Origin of the sequence: Mesorhizobium calcicola (genome assembly GCF_042682105.1) — a bacterium.
Classification (GTDB): Bacteria; Pseudomonadota; Alphaproteobacteria; order Rhizobiales; family Rhizobiaceae; genus Mesorhizobium; species Mesorhizobium calcicola.
Genome location: NZ_JBHUGY010000071.1, coordinates 39,857 through 54,288 on the forward strand (window position 1 = coordinate 39,857; position 14,432 = coordinate 54,288).

14 protein-coding genes are annotated in these 14,432 nt (G+C 64.5%); all 14 read left to right on the plus strand.

The window, feature by feature from the left end; all coding sequences use genetic code 11:
• The 14 genes from ACFSQT_RS35300 to ACFSQT_RS35365 all read left to right on the plus strand — a co-directional run bounded on the left by ACFSQT_RS35300 (position 1) and on the right by ACFSQT_RS35365 (position 14,409).
• The gene (locus tag ACFSQT_RS35300; RefSeq protein ID WP_379026660.1) at positions 1-585 is read left to right on the plus strand and encodes a MotE family protein; all 585 of its coding nucleotides are present in this window, start codon (positions 1-3) and stop codon (positions 583-585) included.
• Entirely contained in the window at positions 582-1,289 is a 708-nt protein-coding gene (gene flgH / locus ACFSQT_RS35305; RefSeq protein ID WP_379026661.1) for a flagellar basal body L-ring protein FlgH, read from the plus strand. Before ACFSQT_RS35300 ends, flgH begins: the two co-directional genes overlap by 4 nt.
• Positions 1,290-1,308: 19 nt before the next feature.
• Complete coding sequence (locus ACFSQT_RS35310) at positions 1,309-1,803, plus strand: flagellar basal body-associated FliL family protein (RefSeq protein WP_379026662.1); 495 nt, start codon at positions 1,309-1,311, stop codon at positions 1,801-1,803.
• Entirely contained in the window at positions 1,800-2,531 is a 732-nt protein-coding gene (gene fliP / locus ACFSQT_RS35315) for a flagellar type III secretion system pore protein FliP (RefSeq protein WP_379026663.1), read from the plus strand. Before ACFSQT_RS35310 ends, fliP begins: the two co-directional genes overlap by 4 nt.
• 220 nt (positions 2,532-2,751) lie before the next feature.
• The gene (locus ACFSQT_RS35320) at positions 2,752-3,753 is read left to right on the plus strand and encodes a flagellin N-terminal helical domain-containing protein (RefSeq protein ID WP_379026664.1); all 1,002 of its coding nucleotides are present in this window, start codon (positions 2,752-2,754) and stop codon (positions 3,751-3,753) included.
• Positions 3,754-4,032: 279 nt separating this feature from the next.
• On the plus strand, positions 4,033-5,100 hold the full coding sequence (locus ACFSQT_RS35325) for a flagellin N-terminal helical domain-containing protein (protein ID WP_379026665.1): 1,068 nt from the start codon (positions 4,033-4,035) through the stop codon (positions 5,098-5,100).
• A 134-nt stretch (positions 5,101-5,234) separates the two neighbouring features.
• Positions 5,235-6,881 (plus strand): flagellar basal-body MS-ring/collar protein FliF, encoded by a 1,647-nt coding sequence (gene fliF, locus ACFSQT_RS35330; RefSeq protein WP_379026666.1) that lies wholly within the window; start codon positions 5,235-5,237, stop codon positions 6,879-6,881.
• Between the two features lie 3 nt (positions 6,882-6,884).
• Entirely contained in the window at positions 6,885-7,511 is a 627-nt protein-coding gene (locus ACFSQT_RS35335) for a hypothetical protein (protein WP_379026667.1), read from the plus strand.
• The gene (locus ACFSQT_RS35340; protein WP_379026668.1) at positions 7,508-8,863 is read left to right on the plus strand and encodes a MotB family protein; all 1,356 of its coding nucleotides are present in this window, start codon (positions 7,508-7,510) and stop codon (positions 8,861-8,863) included. The genes ACFSQT_RS35335 and ACFSQT_RS35340 overlap by 4 nt, the downstream gene beginning before the upstream one ends.
• Positions 8,860-10,242, plus strand: coding sequence for a chemotaxis protein MotC (locus ACFSQT_RS35345; protein WP_379026669.1), 1,383 nt, complete (start codon positions 8,860-8,862; stop codon positions 10,240-10,242). The genes ACFSQT_RS35340 and ACFSQT_RS35345 overlap by 4 nt, the downstream gene beginning before the upstream one ends.
• On the plus strand, positions 10,239-11,645 hold the full coding sequence (gene fliK / locus ACFSQT_RS35350; protein WP_379026670.1) for a flagellar hook-length control protein FliK: 1,407 nt from the start codon (positions 10,239-10,241) through the stop codon (positions 11,643-11,645). Before ACFSQT_RS35345 ends, fliK begins: the two co-directional genes overlap by 4 nt.
• Entirely contained in the window at positions 11,572-12,162 is a 591-nt protein-coding gene (locus ACFSQT_RS35355; RefSeq protein ID WP_379026671.1) for a transglycosylase SLT domain-containing protein, read from the plus strand. Before fliK ends, ACFSQT_RS35355 begins: the two co-directional genes overlap by 74 nt.
• Positions 12,163-12,383: 221 nt before the next feature.
• Positions 12,384-13,052: a response regulator transcription factor gene (locus ACFSQT_RS35360; RefSeq protein WP_379026672.1), complete on the plus strand. Its 669-nt coding sequence runs from the start codon at positions 12,384-12,386 to the stop codon at positions 13,050-13,052.
• Between the two features lie 100 nt (positions 13,053-13,152).
• Complete coding sequence (locus ACFSQT_RS35365) at positions 13,153-14,409, plus strand: flagellar hook protein FlgE (protein WP_379026673.1); 1,257 nt, start codon at positions 13,153-13,155, stop codon at positions 14,407-14,409.
• The last annotated feature ends 23 nt before the right edge of the window (positions 14,410-14,432 follow it).

Sequence of the window (14,432 nt, forward strand, 5' to 3'; positions counted from 1 at the left end):
ATGCCGATGACCCGCTCCCTCGCTTGCAACGAAAGACGCCGCCCCGCAGCACTCCTGCTCGCGGCCGCTGTTGTCGCCATGTCCTTTGCCGGCGGCACCGCGCGCGGCGAGGAGACGGTTCGCCAGGTTCTGCCGGGCGCACCGGTTGCTGAACCGCCGCAGCAATTGACGCGGGAAAAGGCGCCCGATCAAAGCGAGATCGAGCGCTTCTGCTCCAACATCGCCGACGCGGCCCGCGACCGCCGCTATGCCTTGCAGGCGCAGGAGATGAAGCAGCTCCAGGCCGGCATCGACCAGCGCATGAAGGCGCTGGATGAGAAGCGGGCCGAATACGAGACCTGGCTGAAGCGGCGCGAGGTTTTCCTGGCCCGGGCCGAGGACGGCGTCGTCCAGATCTATGCCGGCATGAAGCCCGACGCCGCCGCAGAGCGGCTGGCCATCGTCAACGCCGATCTGGCTGCGGCCATCTTGATGAAGCTCGATTCTCGCAAGGCGAGCGTCATCCTCAATGAAATGGACCAGAAGGCGGCAGCGACGCTCACCGGCATCATGGCCAGCGCAGCCCGAAGGGTAGATCCGTCATGATCCGCAGAATGCTCGTCCTGTGCGCGGTTGCCGTGCTGTCCGGCTGCGGAACCAACCTCAAGGAGGTCGGCAAGGAGCCGGCCCTGTCCCCGGTCGGCTCGGGCATCGACGGCGGCAACACCTCGTCCCTCTATCGCTATCCGGAAACGCCGCCCGCGCCGGTCAGGAAATTCTCGTTGTGGGATGACCGCCAGAGCCGGCTGTTCACCGACCCGCGGGCGCTGTCGCAAGGCGACATCCTGACCGTCAAGATCAAGATCAACGACAGGGCCAACTTCAAGAACCAGAACGACAGGAGCCGCACCGCCAATCGCAAGCTCGGGTACGACCTCAGCGCGCAGTGGGACAAGTGGAGCACCGCCGGCAAGGGCACCGGCGCTCTCAGCTCCACCACGGACACGACGGCCGACGGCGAGATCAAGCGCTCGGAAACGCTTGAACTCAACGTCGCGGCGATCGTCACCGATGTCTTGCCAAACGGCAATCTGATGATAACGGGATCGCAGGAAGTGCGCGTCAACGCCGAACTCAGGGTGCTGACACTCGCCGGCATCGTGCGGCCGGCCGACATCGGCGCCGAGAACACCATCCCCTACGAACGCATCGCCGAAGCGCGCATCTCCTACGGCGGACGCGGCCGCATCACCGAGGTCCAGCAACCTCCCTACGGCCAGCAGATTCTCGACCAGGTTCTTCCGTTCTAGGATTGGGAAACACGACACCGTGGCAAACGTCGAACAGGTTCAGCCGCGCAAGGGTCCTTCCCTTGCCATCCAGGCGGGCATGCTGCTGGTTGTGACGGCGGCCGCCATCGGCATGGGCTGGATGTCAGGCGGCTATCTCAAGGGCGTCGGGGCACCGGCGTCGGTGCCGGTGGCGCCCGAGAACGAAGGCAAGTCCACGGAGCACGCCGCGGCTGAGCAGCCAGGCGTGGGGCCGACGCTCGTCGTGCTGGCGCCGATCACCACCAACATCGCCTCGCCTGCCGAAACCTGGATCAGGATGGAGGTGGCCGTCGTCTATGACGGGCCGCAGCAGCAGGCAATGTCGGACGACATCCACCAGGACCTTGTGGCCCTGGTGCGCACCTTGAAGATGCATCAGATCGAGGGCGCTAGCGGCTACCAGCACCTGAAGGCCGATCTCGAGGAACGAGCCTCGATCCGCAGCCAGGGTCATGCCAAGCAGATTCTTATCAGGACATTGCTGCTCGAATGAGAAAGTTCCTTCTCGCCACGGCGATGATCGCCGCGGCCACCTCCGTCGCGGCGGCGCAGCAACTCGATCTCGGCGGCATCGGCAAGGCCGATGGCACCACCGTCGGCTACATCATCCAGATGTTCGGCCTGCTGACCGTGCTGTCGGTGGCGCCGGGCCTGCTGATCATGGTGACCAGCTTCACCCGCTTCGTCATCGCCTTCTCGATCCTGCGTGCCGGCATCGGCCTGCAGTCGACGCCGGCCAACCTCATTCTCATTTCGCTGTCGCTGTTCATGACCTTCTATGTCATGGCGCCGACTTTCGACCAGGCCTGGAACACCGGCGTCAAGCCGCTGATGGACAACCAGATCACCCAGACCGAAGCCTTCGACAAGATTTCGGATCCATTCCGCACCTTCATGCTGCGCAATGTGCGCGACAAGGACTTCGACCTTTTCGCCGACCTCGCCCGCGAGCGCGGCCAGACCGTTTCGCGCGAGACCGTCGACTTGCGCGTCCTGATGCCAGCCTTCATGATCTCGGAGATCCGGCGCGGCTTCGAGATCGGCTTCCTGATCGTGCTGCCATTCCTGGTCATCGACCTGATCGTCGCCACCATCACCATGGCGATGGGCATGATGATGCTGCCGCCGACGGTGGTGTCGCTGCCGTTCAAGATCCTGTTCTTCGTCCTGATCGACGGCTGGAACCTGCTTGTCGGCAGCCTAGTGCGCTCCTTCAACTGACCCCGGCAACTGATCCGGGCAGCCGGTCGCCCTGGCGCGGAATTTCACGCAAAATATTTTCGATTAACCGTCCGGTTTAGTCCTTTGGTAGGGACTAGCCCGCATATTCGCTCGCAGATGGCGGGTGATCGATTTCGAGATCATTGGCATGATGCCGCACCGTCATACCGGGAAGCCCGGTATGTCAAAAAAACACCTGTAAAATCAAGGTACGAGTACCATGTCCAGCATCATGACGAACTCCGCCGCGTTGACGGCCCTGCAGAGCCTTAACGCCACCAGCAAATCCCTCCAGGACACCCAGGCCCGCATCTCGACCGGCTACCGCGTCTCGCAGGCCTCGGACAACGCCGCCTACTGGTCGATCGCCACCACGATGCGCTCCGACAACTCGGCAATGTCCACCGTTTCGGACGCGCTCGGCCTCGGCGCTTCGAAGGTCGACACCGCCTACACCGGCATGAACAGCGCGATCTCGACCATCAACCAGATCAAGGCCAAGCTGCTGGCATCCTACGGCCAGACGGATGCCTCGAAGGAAAAGACCCAGACCGAAATCACCGCTCTTCAGGCGCAGATGAAGTCCTACGCCGACGGCGCCACCTTCTCCGGCACCAACATGCTGTCCGTAAACAGCGGCGCGACGGCCACGACGGCGGCCGATGTGAAGATCCTTTCGGCGTTCAACCGTGACGCGGCCGGCGCGGCTTCGATCTCGACCATCGACGTCAAGGTGGAAAGCATCAAGCTGTATGAAGCTGGCACCACCGTGGGTCTCGCGAAGGGCATCCTCGACACGCAACGCCTCGGTACCACCGGTGTGGCCACCGCCACGGCCTCGGCCCCGACCCTGGGCGCTGCTGCAGCGGCCACCGACACCTACTCGGCCGCCAGCCTGAAGATCTTCGACACTGCAACGGGCAAAGCTGCCAGCGATACGCAGATCCAGCAGATGTTGACCGTCATCGACTCCGCGCTCGCCGACATGACCAATTCCGCCACCACGCTCGGCGCCGCCAAGAGCAGTATCGACCTGCAGAAGACCTTCACCTCGGACCTGATGGACTCCATCGATCGCGGTGTCGGCCAGCTCGTCGATGCCGACATGAACAAGGAATCGACCCGTCTGCAGGCCCTGCAGGTCCAGCAGCAGCTCGGCGTCCAGGCGCTGTCGATCGCCAACGGTTCGTCGCAGTCGATCCTGTCGCTCTTCCGCGGCTGATCGCCTTCGCCTGATCGCAGTTCGCACCAAACATCGGGCCGCGCCAAAAGCGCGGCCCGATTTGCGTTTGCTCGACTTGCCCTTGCAAGCCTCGCACAATGCTCGTTCCTTAACTCTCAAAGGCCAGCTTTTAACAGGCTGTTAACCATGCCGCGCTAGTTATGGTTAACCAATAGCTTACGACCGTTGGCGAATCGGTCCGACCGGCACGATGCCACCCGTTGAACAGGCCTAACCGGCATGTCTGGACATGTCGGTTTTTGAGAAGGAGCGACTTTCTTGGCGAGCATTATGACAAACGCTGCAGCGTTAACCGCACTTCAAAGCCTCAGCGCCACCAACAAGTCACTCGAACAGACGCAGGCTCGCATCTCGACGGGCTACCGGGTCTCGCAGGCCTCGGACAACGCCGCCTACTGGTCGATCGCCACCACGATGCGCTCGGACAACTCGGCCCTGTCGACGGTGCAGGATGCACTCGGCCTCGGCGCCTCCAAAGTCGATACCGCCTACACCGGCATGAACAATGTGCTGTCCACGATCGGCCAGATCAAGACCAAGCTGCTTTCGACCGTCGGCCAGACGGCTGCCGCCAAGGCAAAGACCCAGACCGAGATCCAGGCGCTACAGGCGCAGATGAAGTCCTTTGCCGACGCGGCCACCTTCTCCGGCTCGAATTTCCTTGCGGTGACCTCCAAGCAGACCGCTGTCCCCAATGATGGCGTCCAGGCAGACTCCCAGATCGTGTCCTCCTTCAATCGTTCCTCGTCGGGCGCCGTCTCGATCGGAACGATCGACATCAATGTCGAGGGCACCAAGCTTTTCGATTACGGCCTTGCCGCCGAGGTCAAGAACTACGGCACCCTCGATCGCAAGACCTCCATCTATTCCACGGCGGCCGCCCAGACCCAGTATGACACCGCCTATGCGGCCGCGATCGCGGGCGGGGGAACGGACATCGCTGCGAACACCGCCGGTCAGGCCGCTGCCACCGGCACCTTCACCAAGGTCGACAACGTCTCGGCCTACAACCTCGACATCACCGCGGCCGGCGTAACCGACGACATCATCACGCAGATGGTCACCAAGATCGATAAGGTCATGGCGCAGTTGACCGATTCCGCCACCATCCTCGGTTCGGCCAAGAGCAGCATCGACCTGCAGAAGACCTTCACCCAGAGCCTGATGGACTCCATCGACCGCGGCGTCGGCCAGCTCGTCGATGCCGACATGAACAAGGAATCGACCCGCCTCCAGGCGCTGCAGGTCCAGCAGCAGCTCGGCATCCAGGCGCTGTCGATCGCCAACAGCTCTTCGCAGTCGATCCTGGCTCTGTTCAAGAGCTAATCGCGGGCGCCACCGGCGCGATCCCTGCTCATCCCGATTGACGGGCCGCGCCGCAAGCGCGGCCCGATTTCATTTTCGCACAAGCTTCGGGGACTACTGTTCCGGCGGACAATCATGCTGGGAGTCGTTGAACCGTGCCGGAACAGATCCAGAGCATCATCTCGAATCTCCGCGGGTTTGGCGTGAAGCGCCTCGCAATGCTGGCGGGCATCGCCGTTCTGGTGATGGGCGTCATCGGCATCGCCTCGGTCTATCTCAACCGCCCCGCCTACGAGACGCTATATGTCGGGCTCGATCGTTCCGACGTGAACCAGATCGGCCTGGTGCTGGGCGAAGCCGGCATCGGCTTCGATGTCGGCGCCGACGGAACCTCCGTGCTGGTGCCGGCCGGCACCACCGCGCAGGCCCGCATGCTGCTTGCCGAAAAGGGCCTGCCGACCAGCGCCAATGCCGGCTACGAACTGTTCGACAATGTCGGCTCGCTCGGCCTCACCTCCTTCATGCAGCAGATCACCCGCGTGCGCGCGCTGGAAGGCGAGATCGCCCGCACCATCCAGTCGATATCAGGCATCAAGGCGGCGCGCGTCCACATCGTCATGTCCGAACGTGCCAATTTCCGCCGCGACGAACAGCAGCCTTCCGCCTCGGTGGTCATCCGCTACGCCGGCATCGATGCCGAAAAGAGCGCCATGTCGATCCGCCATCTCGTCGCCGCCGCCGTCCCCGGCCTGTCGGCCGACAAGGTGACGGTGCTCGATTCCAGCGGCAATCTGCTGGCCGCCGGCGATGATCCTTCCAACACCAGCGCCGCCCGCACGCTCGGCGTCGAGCAGACCGTCGAGGCGCAGATCGGCGACAACATCCGCCGCGCGCTGACGGCCTATCTCGGCCCCGACAACTTCCGCGCCAGCGTCAAGGCCGAGGTCAACACCGACACCCGCCAGACGGAAGAAACCATTTTCGATCCGAATTCCCGCGTCGAGCGTTCGGTGCAGTCGGTGCGCGCCAACGAAAACAACAACCAGAAGCAGGCCTCCACCCCGGCCAGCGTCGAGCAGAACCTGCCCGAGGCCCAGGCAACCACCACCGACGGTCCGCAATCCTCCTCGCAGAACGACCGCAAGGAAGAGATCACCAACTACGAGATCAATTCGAAGAAGATCGCCACGGTCTCCAACGGCTACACCGTCACCAAGATGTCGATTGCCGTCGTCGTCAACCAGCAACGGCTGATGACCATCCTCGGCAAGGACGCCACGCCGGACCAGATTGCCAAGCGCGTTGCCGATATCCAGAAGATGGTGACCTCGGCCACCGGCTTTGACGACAAGCGCGGCGACGTCATCGACGTCTCGGCGGTCGAGTTCATCGACGGGCTGGACGGCGAGGCGATCCCGCAGGCTGGAATGCTCGATTCCATCGGCCAGCATGCCGGCACCTTGATCAACGCCAGCGCCTTCATTGTGGTGGTGTTCCTGGTCGCCTTCTTCGGCCTGAGGCCGATGGCGACCGCGCTGACGGCAAAGGCGACGCCGGCCCTGTCAGGCCCCAACTTCGATGAAGTCCAGCGCTCGTTGCCGACGCCGGAAGCAACCGCAAACGCCGAAAGCGCCGCCGTCGGCGCTTTGCCCGGCTCACGCCCAAGTCCCACACCGCTCGACGATCTTCGCCAGAAGATCAGGCCGGCGCCGCAGGATCGGCTTGCCCGAATGGTCGATCTCAACGAGGAGCGCACCGCGCAGATCCTGCGCAAATGGGCCGCCCAGGAAGTCGCGGTGTAAACCATGCCCTCAGCAGCCCTTTTCGACCTTCTGCCCGATTTCGGAACCCGCGCGCAACGTGCCGCCCAGCCCCGGGCAACCGCCGATTCCGACCACAAGCCCGAGGCGTCGACACCGCAAGCCGATATCGGCAGGCTGATCGCGGAAGCGGTCGCCCAGGCTGAAGCGGCGCTCGAGGCACGCCTGTCGGTTGCCCATGAAGCCGCACTCGAGGCCGAACGCCAGGCCAATGCCGAGGAAGCCAGGGTATTTCTCGAAAGCCTTGGCGACGATGTCGGCAAGGCGGTCTCGTCACGCATCGATGCCATGGAGGCCCGCGTGACCGGGCTGGTCGCGGCCACCGTCGCCCGCATCATCGGCGGCATCGTCAGCGACGACTTGCAGAAACGCTCGATCGAGGCGCTTGCCGGCGTGATACGCGAAGCGGTCGGCGATGCCGAAGCGGTGCGCATCGCCGTGCGCGGGCCGCTCTCGCTGTTCGAGACACTGAAAGCATCGCTCGGGCCCCGCGCAGCCAATCTCGACTTCGTCGAGACAGCAGGCTTCGATCTCACGGTCGCCATCGACGAGGCAGTGTTCGAGACGCGCATGGCCGAATGGTCGACGACCCTTTCCGAGGTTCTGGTATGAGCGTCGCCAACGACGGTCAGGTTCACCAGGAGATCATCATCGTTCGTCGTGGTCACGACGACCACGACGACGCCCACCATGGCGGCGTCTGGAAGATCGCCTTCGCCGACTTCATGACGGCGATGATGTGCTTCTTCCTGGTCATGTGGCTGATCAATGCCGCCAACGAGCAGACCAAGGCAGCCGTCGCCAGCTATTTCAACCCGGTCAAGCTTGTCGACCGCAATTCGAGCCGCAAGGGTCTGGAAGACCTCGGCGATGGTCCACGCGCTATGGGGCTGACGGCCGACGATCCGCAAGAGGCGACCAGCAAGGCTGGGCAGAACGGCAATGGCGGCCCGGGCTCGTCGGACCGCAAACAGGACAAGCAGGAGCCGCAGCAATCGGAGCGCTCAGACGAGCATCTTTTCGCCGACCCTTACGCGGTGCTTTCGGAAATCGCCACCGATACCGGCGTCATGCAGAACGTCAGCCAGAAGGGCGATGGCGGCGCGCAGGCCGCCGGCCCAGCGACGGGCGCCTCCGGCGGCGCCTCCTATCGCGATCCCTTCGAGCCTGATTTCTGGTCGCAGCAGGTGGCAGCGCCTGGCGCCGAGGCCAGTGCCCAGCGTGCCAAGATCGAGGGCGATCCGGTCAAGCCTGGTGACAAGGCCGCCGAGATGCAAGTGCCCAAGGTCAAGGCCCTGCCACCCGTCGCGGCACCGCTCGAGCCTCTGGCCAAGGACGCGACCGGCAAGCAAGCCGCGAAGGCCGGCGACACCGAGCCGAGTAACGCGAAACCGGGCGAGGCCAAACCGGGCGACACCAAGGCCGCGGACGCAGCCAAGGCCGAGGCTGTCGCGCAAGAGGCCGCCAAGCCCGACACCAACGAGAAGGCGCCGACCGCCGCCGCTCTCAAGGCCGCGGCCGACGTCAAGCGGCAGCTGGCCGATGCCTTCAAGCCCGGCGACAAGCTGCACGACGGTGTCTCCGTGGAAGCCACCGACAAGGGCGTCGTCATCTCGATCACCGACCAGCTCGAGTTCGGCATGTTCGAGGTCGGCTCGGCGCTGCCGCGCCGCGAACTGGTGCTGGCGATGGAGAAGATCGGCCGCATCGTCAACAGCCAGAAGGGCACCATCAGCATCAACGGCCACACCGATGCACGGCCGTTCCGCAGCGACAGCTACGACAATTGGCGGCTGTCGACGGCGCGCGCGCATTCCGCCTACTACATGCTCGTGCGCGGTGGCGTTGACGAACGCCGCATCACCGAGGTCGCTGGCTTCGCCGACCGCCAGCCGAAGGACCCGGCAGATCCGTTGGCGGCCGCGAACCGCCGCATCGAAATCCTGATGGCGACCGGCGGATGAGGCGGGCGGCCGTCACCAGCCGGTTGATCGGCCTGTTGCTGCTGGCCGGCGGACATCCGTCGGCCTGCTTCGCCCAGGACGCGCTGCAGCCGTATCAGCTGGTGCGCTCGCTGCAGCTCATTCAGGATCGCATCGCCGCCGGCGATCATGCCGCCCTGCCGATGCAGGCCAAGCTGCTCGAGATGGCGGATGCGCGCCTGCGCACGGCGGACGCCGAGGATTTCAAGGATCCCAAGAACTTTCGCGCCCTGCTTGTTTACGGCATGAGCGGCGGCAATCCGGTGACTGTCGAGGCCGCCACGTCGCGCGCCACGACGGACCCGCAAAGCCTTGCCATTGCCAAGGGCGTGATCGACTACCTCAGTGGCCGGCCCGGCAAGGCGATCGAGGCGCTGAAGCCGATCGATCCGATGACGCTGCCTCCCGATCTCGGCGCTTTCCTTGCCCTGGTCAAAGGCTCGTTGCTTGCCGGCGACCAGCCGGCGACGGCGCTCGGTTTGCTCGACGAGGCAAGATTGCTCAGCCCCGGCACGCTGGTCGAGGAAGCAGCGCTCCGCCGTTCCGTCGGCATTGCCGCCGCGCAGGGCGACGCGGCACGCTTCGCGCGTGCCTCCACCCAGTATGTCGAGCGCTACCTCTATTCGCCCTATGCCAGCCAGTTCGCCGACTCCTTCGTCTCCGGCGTCATCGCGCTGCATATGTCGATCAGCCAGGACAAGCTGGCCGACGTCACCTCGATGATGGATCCCGAACGCGAGAAGGTGATCTACCTGCGCATCGCCCGCCGCGCCGCGATCGACGGCCTGAACGACCTGTCAGCCTTCGCTTCGGCTCGGGCCGAGCAGGGTCGCGACGGCAACTCCAACCAGGACGATCCGCGCGCCCTGCTCTACGCCAGCCTGTCCACCGTCACCTCGGGCACTATCGAGGACGTGCGCGCCAAGCTCGGCAAGATTGACCGCAGCAGGCTGTCGGAAGGCGACCGCGCCTTGCTCGACGCCGCTCAAACGATCGCCGGCGAAGTCGTGGCGCCGCCCGCCGCCCTTCCCGAGGAAAAGCCTGTCCCGGTTGCGGCCGAGCAACCTCCGGTGCCCCAGACCGCCACGGCGCAAGGCGCCGACGCGAGCGGGCTGCCGCCGGTCGAAGGCGCCGTCTCGGAGCAGCCTGTCGTCACCACCGTATCCGGCGGACCGGCCGCCAGTGCTCCGGAAACGCCGGCGGTCGCGGCTGCGCCAGCCGATGCGGCGGCTGTCGTGCCGGCGTCGGCGCCATCGCCCGCGGCCGCCCCCGAGCCCACCGACTTGACCGACGCCGCCATGACCAGAACACGTCGACAGCTCGACCTGATCGACCAGATGCTTGGAGCCGCCCCCAAATGACCACCAGCCTAGGCTCCGCCTTGTCAGGATTTGCCGCCGCGCGCGCGACGCCGGAGCAACCGGCTGCGAAAGGCAAGAACGATCACGCCGGCTTCGGCAAGATGCTGCGCGGCGACACGGGTCCTGCCCGAACGGAACAGCAGCCGGCGACCGAGGCGGGATCGCGCGAGCAGCGTTGGGGCAAGCTCGCTGCCGGCCTAGCCGGGCATGACGGCAAGGCCGGGCCGCCAGCAGCCGGTCCCGGAAAGATCGTCTCGGCCAAAGTGCCGACCGTGAAAATCAGCAAGGACGACCTGGAGGCAAAATCGCACAAGGACGATGCCGACGCCGAGGAGACGGCGCCGGACGCCCAAGCCGTGCCGCTTCAGGACCATCTGCCGCTGCTGATCGCGTTTCATGACCTGCGCCATTTCTCGACATCGGCCAAGGCAGCCGGGCGCGACGCGGCCAACGGGGAGAGCCCGCCGGACCCGGCGCTCGACGCGCAGGCTCCGCTGCCAAAGACCTATCGGACAAAGTCCACGGCCGGAAACGACGTCCTCGAAACAATGTCGAAACCGGAGCAGGCGTCGATCGTCGACGGGCCTTTGACGGAGATTGACGGCCAGCCGCCGAGCGCTGCCGGCGTTGCCTCCGGCGCGCCGAGGCGCGACACCATCGTGGCGGCCCCGAAACTGCCGGACGCCACAACCTCCGATGTGCCCGGCGTGCAGTCGAAGGACGCCGCACCGACGCTGAAAAGCATCGCGGATGTGCAGACCTCGTTACGGCCCGAAGCGGGAAAACAGTCCCTGTCCGCCGACCGCATCGACGTGGTGTCGCAACAGAGCTTCCCGGCGCCGCCGCAAAGCCCCATCAGCCAGGCAGCCCTCAATGTGGTCAACGCCATAGCCGCCGATGGCGGCCCGCAAAAGGCGCTTTCAGCCTCATCCGCGGCCACCCAGCTGGCCAGCCCTGTTGCCGTTCCGACACATGTGTTGAAGATCGAACTTCACCCCGCCGAACTCGGCATGGTGACGGCCAACCTTCGCCTCTCCGGAGAACAACTTTCGATTGAACTGAAGCCCGAAACACACGACGCCTATCGTCGGCTGTCCGGCGACAGCGAGGCGATCGTCAAGTCGCTGCGCGGGCTCGGTTTCGAGGTTGACAAGGTCACCATCCTGCAACCTTCGGTAGTGATCCCCGCTGCGACCCGCACCGATGCAACCGCCCCCTTGTCGGCGGCATCAGACCGCGACCCGTCATCCTTCCAACCTGGAAACCCGAGCGGCGGCAATGGTGGAGCGGGTGGCCAGCAACCGGGTCAGCAATCCGCAGGAAACCGCAATGACGACGCGCAGGACTACGGCCGCAGCACTTCGCCTTCTCGCGAGCGCGCTGGCGGCGATATGTTTATCTAGCGCAGCAGGCACCGCCGCTGCCGCCACCAACCCTTGCGAGCCGGAGATCCTGCGCGCCGCCGACCGCTATGGCGTGCCCGCCGGCATCCTCTATGCCGTGGGCTTGACGGAAACCGGCAACAAGGGCAGCCTTCAGCCCAACGCATTGAATATAGAAGGAAAAGCGGTCTTTCCGAAGAGCCGGACCGAGGCCCTTGCCGCGTTCGCCGATGCCCGGCGCGAGGGCAAGACGCTGATCGATCTGGGCTGCATGCAGATCAACCATCACTACCACGCGTCGCATTTCCGCAGCGTCGAGGAGATGCTCGATCCGCGTCAGAACGTCGACTATGCGGCGCGCTTCCTGGCCAGTCTCCATGCCCGTCACGAGACCTGGTCGATGGCCGTCGCCCGCTATCACGCCGGTCCCGACAACGATCCGGCGCAGAAGATCTATGTCTGCCGTGTCATTGCCAACATGGTCGCCACCGGCTTCGGAAAATGGACCGCGAACGCTCGCGGCTTCTGCAACCCCTAAGCGTATCCTCCGCCTCCAATGCGCCAATCGCGCAGCCCCGGCCTGTCGCTTCGATTAGGTCAAAACTTGCCGCCGAAGCATCTCTGGTTGCTCGCTAATGCAACCGGCGCGATTCCAGACTCCCAATAAACTAGCTACAAGAAATGACGGTTGTTCAGGATTCCCGCCAGCGGATACCCCTTTTCTCACGGGGCAAATGGATTTGATTCGGAGGCGGGCCGATGATTGTGATCGTTGACGAGCGCGAGCTCGTAACAGAGGGATACAATTCACTTTTTGACCGTGAGGGTGTCGCCTGTGCAGGCTTCGCGCCGGGCGAGTTCGGCGAGTGGGTAAGCTCTGCCGCCGACACCGACCTGAGGTCGGTCCGGGCCTTCCTCATCGGCGACTGCCGCGAAGGCTCGGTCTCTCCCCGCCAGATCCGCGACCGCACCGGCGCACCCGTCATCGCCTTGAGCGAACAGCATTCGCTGGAGAACACGCTGCGGTTGTTCGAGAGCGGCGTCGACGACGTCATTCGCAAGCCCGTCCACATCCGCGAGATCCTAGCCCGCATCACCGCCATCCGCCGCCGTGCCCAGGAAGATGTCGCCTACACCGAGATCGGCGCCATGCGCATCTTCATGGATGGCCGCGACCCAGAGATCGACGGCCAGCCGTTGCCCTTGCCGCGCCGCGAGCGCCGCATCCTCGAATATCTGGCGAGCAATCGCGGGCGCCGCGTCACCAAGACCCAGGTTTTCAACGCCATCTACGGCATCTTCGACGAAGAGGTCGAGGAGAACGTGGTGGAAAGCCACATCAGCAAACTGCGCAAGAAGCTGCGCGAGAAGCTGGGCACCGACCCGATCGATTCCAAGCGCTTCCTTGGCTACCGGCTCGTCTTCTGATGCAGCCCCGCGCCAGCCTCGCGCAAGACAACATGCGTAGCCTCGCAGCCAGTGGCATCCACATTGGAGCCAGCGGCATCCACATTGGGGAGACGTTTCGATGAGCCTCTACGGAATGATGCGGACCGGCGTTTCCGGCATGAATGCACAGGCAAACCGGCTGTCCACGGTGGCCGACAACATCGCCAATTCCGACACCACCGGCTACAAGCGATCCTCCGCCGAATTTTCGACATTGGTCATGCCAAGCACGGGCGGTGCCTACAATTCCGGCGGCGTCACCACGACGATCCGGCAGGCGGTCAGCGATCCGGGCGTGCTTCAATATACGACCTCGGTCTCCGATCTTGCCGTCAACGGCGATGGTTTCTTCGTCGTTCAGGATCCGAGCGGAACACCTTTCCTGACACGAGCCGGCGCCTTCGTTCCGGATGCGGAGGGCAGGCTGGTCAACGCGGCCGGCTTCCAGCTGATGGCCTACAGCTACGCCAACGGCGTGCCGGCGGCGACGGTCAACGGCTTCGAGGGACTGACCCCAGTGGTCATCTCCGACCAGGGGATGACGGCAACGCCGAGCACCCAGGGTACTTACACCGGCAACCTGCCGGCAGGCGCGACGCCGGTCGCCGCCGGCAATCTGCCCACCACCAACGGTGCGGGCGCGCAGTACACCTCGAAATCCTCGATGGTCGCCTACGACAATCTCGGCAACAAGAAGCTGCTTGACGTCTATTTCACCAACACCGGCGCCGGCACCTGGCAGGTCTCGGTCTTCGATCAATCGAAGGCCACTCCCGGCACGTCGTTCCCTTACACCGGCGGCGCATTGGGCTCGGCCAACCTCACCTTCGACACCACCACCGGCAAGCTGACCGGCGCCGTCACCAGCGTCAGCCTGACAGTGCCCAATGGCGCCAGCTTTTCGCTGGACCTGTCGAAACTGACCCAGCTCGGCGCCGGCTTCACCGTTTCCGATGCCCAGGTCAACGGCAACGCGCCGAGCACCATTGACAAGATCCAGATCAGCAAGGACGGCACCATCTCGGCGCAGTACAAGGACGGCTCGACCAAGGCGCTCTACAAGATTCCGCTGGCCGATGTGCAGAGCCCGGACGAACTCACCGCGCTGCCCGGCAACGTCTACGCACAGGGCACCGAATCCGGCGCGGTCCGTATCGGCTTTGCCAATGAAGGCAAGGCCGGCTCCATCATCTCCGGCGCGCTCGAGAATTCCAACGTCGATATCGCCGAAGAACTGACCAACATGATCGCGGCGCAGCGCAGCTACACCGCCAATTCGAAAGTCTTCCAGACCGGTTCCGATCTGATGGACGTCCTTGTCAACCTGAAGAGATAAAACGGGCACCGCCCGTGAAAGAC